The following is a 5,606-nucleotide window of genomic DNA, read 5'->3' as shown; positions in this document are numbered from 1 at the left end:
AAGGCGGGCATGGCGACGCCCGTCTGCGGGACCGCGCCGCCGTCCTCGGCGATGCCGGGTGCCTCGGGCGCCGCGACGCGGGCGAGGGCAACGGGATCCGTATCGCCGGGCAGGACGGGTGCGCCCGAGGTGGTGGCGACCGGAGCCGGCGCCGCCGGTTCGCTGTCTGCGACGGCGGGCGCCGGGGAAGACGACGCGGTGGCGGTGTCGCCGTGCGAAGCGTCGGCCACCGCCTCACCCGGCGTCGCGACGGCCTGTTCGGGCGCCGGCGCGGTCACGGAACCGCCTGGCCGCGCATCGGAAACCGGCTGCACCGGCGCCGCGGTGGACGCCTGTTCGGCGGCGGGATCATCCGTGCGTTCCCCGGCGGGCGGCGTGGCGACGCGCGCAACTGTCGGCTCGGCATCCGCGGGATCGTCGGCGCGCGCGTCCCGCTGCGGCGCCAGCCACGCGCCGCCCAAGACGGCGGCCACGACCACCGCCGCGGCGCCGGCCGCCAGCCCGCCGAACAGCGCAGCCCTGCTCATGCGCCGATCCCCGCGCTGGTCATCCCGTCATCCCCCGAAACACCGTCACAGACGGCGGTTGAGCCCGTATATCAGCCGGACTATCACCGGTCAAAATCGAGATTTCCTTTACGGCGGAGCGTGCCATGTCCACCACATCCATCTGCGTCTACTGCGGCTCGCGCATGGGCACCGACCCCGCGCATGCCGATCAGGCCACCGCGCTGGGGCGCGCCATCGCCGACGCGGGCTGGCAACTGGTCTACGGCGCGGGCGACGTGGGCCTGATGGGCACCGTGGCGCGCGCGGCGCAGGAGGCCGGCGGGCGCACGTTCGGCGTGATCCCCAAGCACCTGATGGATCTCGAGGTGGGCAAGCGGGACCTGACCTCGTTCGTGGTCACCGAGACGATGCACGAGCGCAAGAAGGTCATGCTGATGAACGCCGACGCGATCGTGGTGATGCCGGGCGGCGCGGGCTCGCTCGACGAGTTCTTCGAGGCGCTGACCTGGCGCCAGTTGGGCCTGCACGCCAAGCCGATCGTTCTGATGGATGTCAACGGCTTCTGGGCGCCGCTGCGCGCGCTGATGGACCACGTGGTGGGCGCGGGCTTCGCCGACGCGTCGCTGCTGGACTTCGTTCACTCGGGCGGCTCGGCCACCGAGGTGATGGGTCTTCTGCGCCGCGCCCTGTCGGACGCGAAGGCCGAGGCCGAGTAGAGCGCCAGTGCTGCCCAGATCAGGCCGAAGATGATGGCGTGTACTTGCGTGAAGGGCTCGGCGAAGACGACGACGGCGCAGAAGAACTGCAGCGTCGGGTTGAGATACTGGATCAGCCCCACGGTGGCGTAGCGCACGCGGGTCGCCGCGCGCGAGAACAGCACCAGCGGCGCGGCCGTCAGCGGACCCGAGACCATCAGCAGCGCGGTGGTGCCCCAGTCCGCGCCGTAGGCACCTCCGCCCGCGCCGTGCGTCCAGGCGAGCCATCCGAGCGCCAGCGGCGCCAGCACCGCGACCTCGGCCGTGACCGACACGACGGGGCCGACGGAAAGGCCTTTCTTCACAAGGCCGTAGATGCCGAATGTGAAGGCGATGATCAGCGAGATCCACGGCGCCACGCCCTCGCCCAAGACCATCACCACGACCGCCGCGCAGGCCAGCGCCACGGCGGCCCATTGCAGGCGCGCGAGACGCTCGCCGAAGGCCAGGACGCCCAGCAGCACCGCGACCAGCGGAAAGATGTAGTAGCCCAGGCTCGCCTCGGTGGTGCGGCCGGTCTGGACCGACAGAATGAACAGGAACCAGTTGGACGAGATCGCCACCGCCGCCGCGGCGGTGAGGAAGGCCGCGCGCGGCGACCCCAGCGCGCCGGACAGCAGCCGCAGCCGGCCCTGCACACCGAGCAGCACCGCGAAGCTGACCAGCGACCACAGGGTGCGGTGTGCCAGCACCTCGAGCGGCGGCACGTGCGAGAGCATCTTGTAGTAGAGCGGAGAGAGGCCCCAGACGACGCAGGCGGCGATCATGGCGAGAACGCCGGTGCGGGCAGAAGTCATCGGGATCCCCGGGAGAATGGGCTTGGACGGGGCTCTGCCCCCGCCGTCCCTGCGGGCCGGCTCCCCCGGAGTATTTGGGCCAAAGTGAAGATACAAGGCGGGGCGTCGAAGTGGGGCGGCAGGGCGATTCACCACTTGGCGGTTCTTGAAACGCGAGCGCCCCGGCCGTTGCGGGCCGGGGCGTCGTCCTGGATCGGGGTCGTAGTGGCGATCAGGCCTTGGACAGGCGCTCGGCCACGTTTTCCCAGTTCACCAGGTTGTCGAGGAAGTTCTGCAGGTAGGCGGGACGCTTGTTGCGGAAGTCGATGTAGTAGGAATGCTCCCACACGTCGCAGCCCAGCAGCGCGGTCTGACCGAAGCACAGCGGGTTCACGCCGTTCTCGGTCTTGGTGACCTTCAGGCTGCCGTCCTTGTCGACCACCAGCCAGGCCCAGCCCGAGCCGAACTGGCCGGCACCGGCCGCGGCGAATTCCTTCTTGAAGTCGTCGACCGAGCCGAAGGCGTCGTTCAGACGGCTTTCCAGTTCGCCGGGCATGCCGGTGGCACCCGGACCCATCATCTCCCAGAACTGGGTGTGATTCCAGTGCTGCGAAGCATTGTTGAAGATGCCCGACTGCGCGACGGCGTTGGGATCGTAGGTGCCCTTGACGATCTCCTCGACGCTCTTGTTCTCCCACTCGGTGCCCGAGATGGCCTTGTTGCCGTTGTCGACATAGGCCTTGTGGTGGATGTCGTGGTGATATTCGAGCGTTTCCTGGCACATGCCCTTGGAGGCAAGCGCATCGTGGGCATAGGGAAGATCGGGAAGTTCGAAAGCCATGGTTGTCACCCCTCGTTGGTTGTTGGCGTTGCCCCTTACGTGTGCCGCCCGCCGCGTGAGGTCAAGTGTCGCCGCGTCACTTGGCCCGCCGGGCGGCGTGGGGGGTCACTGGATGGCGTCGCAGCGCCCGCGTGCGGTGAAGCTGTTGGCATAGCCCAGCGGCAGCGCCGAGACCGAGACGGCGCCGTCCTGCTTGAAGCGCGTGGCGCGGTACTTCATGCGCACGATCCGGCCGCCGATGTCCTTCGACCGGACCTCCCACGTGTAGGTGACGCGGTCCGCGCGTTCGTCGGCGATCCTGGCCTCGACCGGCTGTTCGTCGTTGTTCATCAGCACGATGCCGTCCACGACCATCACGCGCGCGCCGTCGCGCAGGAACAGGATCTCGGGCGCGATCCAACCCTTCTGGCGGCTGTTGAGATCGATCTTGCACAGGGTACGCGCAGCTTGCGCGGCGGCCGGGGCGGTCTGCGCGACCACGCCGGTCAGCGCCGTGGCGCCGAGCAGAAGCGCGCCCGCAGCGCCATGCAGGATCGCGCCGCGCGCGCGGTGGAAGACGGTCTTCATCGTGTACTCTCCGATACTGGTACGCTGGTCGTGCGTAGCCTAGCAGCGCAGAGCGTCGGCGCAACCCGTTGCGCGTGTTCAGTAAACGCCGACCGGGGCGTCCGGCGCGGCGGCCGTCGCGAGCAGGTCGAAGGCGTAGCGCGCGACCGAGCGGAAGCACAGCACGCGCACGGTGCCCGGCTCGGACAGCCAGATCGCGCCCGGGATCTGCGCCAGACGCGTGCGGCGCACGGTGCCCGAGGGACAGGCACCGGGCGACAGATCGGCCGGCGTAAGCTTGGCCAGCGTCTCGCGCAGGCGCGCGTCGTCGCCGCTCAGCGCGAAGACCGCGCGCGCATCCGAGACGTCGGCGACCAGCGTATGCTCGCCGGAAAGGCGACCCGCGAGGTCGTGCGCGGCCTGCGGCGCCTCGGCGTGGGGCAGCACGATCAGCAGCTCGTCCGGCGACATCCACAGCAGCGCGCGGTCGCCCTGGGCGCTGGCTTTCAACGGCTGGGGCATGGCGGCGCCGGCAAGCTCGGTCACCGCCGTGGCGATCGCCTCGGACTCCAGCGTGCCGCGCAGCGAGATCATCCCCAGCGCCATCTCCCCGACTGTGACGAGGCCGTCGACCTTCGCGCCGCCCAGCGGCAGGACCGTCTCAGACATTCTGCTTTGCCCCCTCGGGATCGAAGACCACCGGATCGACGATGCGCGCCTCGACCGCGGTCTTGCCGTCGTCGCGCATGAAGCGCAGCACCTCGCCTATGCGGTCCGGGCCGCGATACACGAGGCCCATGGCGATGCCCCGCCCCAGCGTCGGCGAATGGTAGCTTGAGGTCACGCGCCCTTCGGTGTTGCGCTGGCCGTTGGCGTTGCTGCCGTCGGCCACGGCATAGGCGCCGTCGGGCAGGACCGAGCCGTCGAGGGTCTGCAGTCCGACCAGCTTCCAGCGGTCCGGATCGGTCATGTGCGGACGGGCCTGCGCGCGCTTGCCCAGGTAGTCGTCCTTCTTCTTCGAGATCGCCCAGTCGAGGCCCAGATCCTGCGGGATCACCGTGCCGTCGGTCTCGTCCCCGATCATGATGAAGCCCTTCTCGGCGCGCATCACGTGCAGCGCCTCTGTGCCGTAGGGGGTGATGTGCCATTCGGCGCCGGCATCGACGATCCTGTCCCACAGCGCGCGGGCCTGCCCGGCGGGCACGGCGATCTCGTAGCTGAGCTCACCGGAGAACGAGATGCGGTAGACGCGGACCGGATGGCCGGCAAGCTGGCCCTCGGCGAAACCCATGAAGGGCAGTGCCTCGGCCGAGACGTCCATGCCGCCCAGCTTTTCCAGCAGCTTGCGGGCGTTGGGGCCGACAACGGCGATCTGGCCGAATTGCTCGGTCAGGTTGGCGGTGTAGACCTTCCAGTCCCACCACTCGGTCTGAAGCCAGTCCTCCATGTGGGCATGGATGCGGTCGGCGCCGCCGGTGGTCGTGTGGCAGAGGTACGTTTCGTCATCCAGCCGCGCGACAACGCCGTCGTCGATGAGGAAGCCGTTTTCCGAGCACATCAGGCCGTAGCGGCATTTGCCCGGTTTCAGCGTGCTCATCATGTTGGTGTAGAGCATGTCGAGGAAGCGGCCCGCATCGGGTCCCTTAACCACGATCTTGCCCAGCGTCGAGGCGTCGAGCAACCCGAGGCTGCCGCGCGTCGCATTGATCTCGCGCGCGACGGCGGCGTGCGCGTCCTCGCCCGCGCGGGGATAGCAATAGGGTCGGCGCCACTGGCCCACCGGTTCCCACGTGGCGCCGCTGGCCTCGTGCCAGTCGTGCAGCGGCGTGCGGCGGATCGGCTGGAACAGCGCGCCGCGCGCCTCGCCCGCGATGGCGCCCATCGACACCGGCGTGTAGGGCGGCCGGAAGGTGGTGGTGCCGACCTGCGGGATCGGTGCGTTCAGCGCCTGAGACAGAACCGCCAGCCCGTTGATGTTGCTCAGCTTTCCCTGGTCCGTCGCCATGCCCAGTGTGGTGTAGCGCTTGGTGTGCTCGACCGACTCGAAGCCTTCTTGCGCGGCCAGTTCCACGTCCGAGACCTTCACGTCGTTCTGGAAGTCGAGGAAGGCCTTGGCGCGCAGGTCCGCATGCGCGCCCTGCGGCATCATCCAGACCGGGAGCAGCGGCGCCTCGGCCGG

Annotated in this window: 6 protein-coding genes and 1 pseudogene; 1 reads left to right on the top strand and 6 read right to left on the bottom strand. The window is 69.4% G+C overall.

Features of this window, described 5'->3' with window-relative positions; all coding sequences use genetic code 11:
- Positions 1–473 (bottom strand): annotated as a pseudogene (locus ACFDTC_RS10640) (hypothetical protein); the annotation flags it as partial.
- A gap of 179 nt (positions 474–652) precedes the next feature.
- Here ACFDTC_RS10640 and ACFDTC_RS10635 point away from each other — a divergent pair.
- Positions 653–1,225, top strand: coding sequence for a TIGR00730 family Rossman fold protein (locus ACFDTC_RS10635; RefSeq protein WP_375258853.1), 573 nt, complete (start codon positions 653–655; stop codon positions 1,223–1,225).
- Here the strand turns inward: ACFDTC_RS10635 and rarD are convergent.
- From rarD to ACFDTC_RS10610, 5 genes are all read right to left on the bottom strand, one after another.
- Complete coding sequence (rarD, locus tag ACFDTC_RS10630; RefSeq protein ID WP_375258852.1) at positions 1,147–2,061, bottom strand: EamA family transporter RarD; 915 nt, start codon at positions 2,059–2,061, stop codon at positions 1,147–1,149. The two genes, ACFDTC_RS10635 and rarD, sit on opposite strands and share 79 nt — an antisense overlap.
- Positions 2,062–2,272: 211 nt before the next feature.
- Entirely contained in the window at positions 2,273–2,881 is a 609-nt protein-coding gene (locus ACFDTC_RS10625) for a superoxide dismutase (protein ID WP_375258851.1), read from the bottom strand.
- A gap of 105 nt (positions 2,882–2,986) precedes the next feature.
- A complete protein-coding gene (locus ACFDTC_RS10620) occupies positions 2,987–3,448 on the bottom strand; it encodes a hypothetical protein (protein ID WP_375258850.1) in 462 nt (153 codons plus the stop codon).
- Positions 3,449–3,526: 78 nt separating this feature from the next.
- The gene (locus ACFDTC_RS10615) at positions 3,527–4,096 is read right to left on the bottom strand and encodes a sarcosine oxidase subunit gamma (RefSeq protein ID WP_375258849.1); all 570 of its coding nucleotides are present in this window, start codon (positions 4,094–4,096) and stop codon (positions 3,527–3,529) included.
- Positions 4,089–5,606: glycine cleavage T C-terminal barrel domain-containing protein (locus ACFDTC_RS10610; RefSeq protein ID WP_375258848.1), on the bottom strand; the 1,518-nt coding region annotated here is incomplete at its 5' end. The genes ACFDTC_RS10615 and ACFDTC_RS10610, both read right to left, overlap by 8 nt.

It is taken from the genome of Citreimonas sp. (assembly GCF_042096055.1).
GTDB lineage: Bacteria > Pseudomonadota > Alphaproteobacteria > Rhodobacterales > Rhodobacteraceae > Citreimonas.
This window is presented reverse-complemented; position numbering and strand designations above follow the sequence as displayed.

What these genes read in the sequence shown, in the direction of transcription:
- ACFDTC_RS10620 (WP_375258850.1), bottom strand. Translation starts at nt 3,448, where the DNA reads ATGAAGACCGTCTTCCACCGCGCGCGCGGCGCGATCCTGCATGGCGCT.
- ACFDTC_RS10635 (WP_375258853.1), top strand. Translation starts at nt 653, where the DNA reads ATGTCCACCACATCCATCTGCGTCTACTGCGGCTCGCGCATGGGCACC.
- rarD (WP_375258852.1), bottom strand. Translation starts at nt 2,061, where the DNA reads ATGACTTCTGCCCGCACCGGCGTTCTCGCCATGATCGCCGCCTGCGTC.
- ACFDTC_RS10625 (WP_375258851.1), bottom strand. Translation starts at nt 2,881, where the DNA reads ATGGCTTTCGAACTTCCCGATCTTCCCTATGCCCACGATGCGCTTGCC.
- ACFDTC_RS10615 (WP_375258849.1), bottom strand. Translation starts at nt 4,096, where the DNA reads ATGTCTGAGACGGTCCTGCCGCTGGGCGGCGCGAAGGTCGACGGCCTC.